Source organism: Massilia genomosp. 1 (genome assembly GCF_011682185.1).
Taxonomy (GTDB): domain Bacteria; phylum Pseudomonadota; class Gammaproteobacteria; order Burkholderiales; family Burkholderiaceae_D; genus Telluria_A; species Telluria_A rubra.
In genome coordinates this window covers 1-769 of record NZ_WHJF01000335.1, presented here as the reverse complement: position 1 = coordinate 769, position 769 = coordinate 1, and the positions used below count along the sequence as shown (strand labels likewise).

Annotated in this window: 1 pseudogene; it reads right to left on the bottom strand. The window is 45.9% G+C overall.

The annotated features are described in order from the left end of the window. Positions 1-650: 650 nt before the first annotated feature. A pseudogene (locus F1735_RS33935) lies at positions 651-769 on the bottom strand (IS1595 family transposase); the annotation flags it as partial.

The following is a 769-nucleotide window of genomic DNA, read 5'->3' as shown; positions in this document are numbered from 1 at the left end:
CATATTTTACTTTGAAATCAATGACTTGATCAACTATTGAAGGAGGCGGAACACGGATTCAGGATCTTGTCAAGCGATTTCGACGTTCAATCGTAAAAAAATCGACAGGCTTAAGTCCGGTAGATTGACTGCCGTAGTAGCACAGTATCAGGAAAAAAAGCCTCAAGTGGCGAAGTCCTCTGCAAAAAAATAACACATTTACCGTCCGAAAATTGTCCACAAGCACCCAAACACAGGAACGCAAGATGAACATAGATTTTGTGCCAGTACCCGAACTGGCTTGTCCTCAATGCGGAGCTACCAACTGGCGACATTTTGACATACCTGGTCACACCTGCTTACAACAGCAGTTATTACGAAACGGCGACAGACTCTTCACTGCAAGTTTCTCTGTTTTTGTAGCGGTATGCTACCTTTTCATTTTTCCCGCTCTGCACGAGCTTGGATTTATTGCTATTGGAATACTTTTGTGCCTCGCGCCATCAAGCTTTCTTATAATTCGATGGACCGGCAACATTAAGTCTAAACTTCATTTGTGCGACAGTTGTGGTTTTGTCAACTCAGAATAACTTTGCGGCTGCGCCACTCCTAACCAGTCGGTGGCCACCGTCTATGTATTTATCGCGGTAGGCTTCCTTTTCATTTGGTGATTAGCGCTGATCTTCAGCTAACCGACACCACGCTTCGGTTCGGTTGCCCGTGGCGACAGCAGCGTACAAGAGGCGCGTCAAGATGGTCGACAAATCGAAGCGCCGGTTAAATCGATACT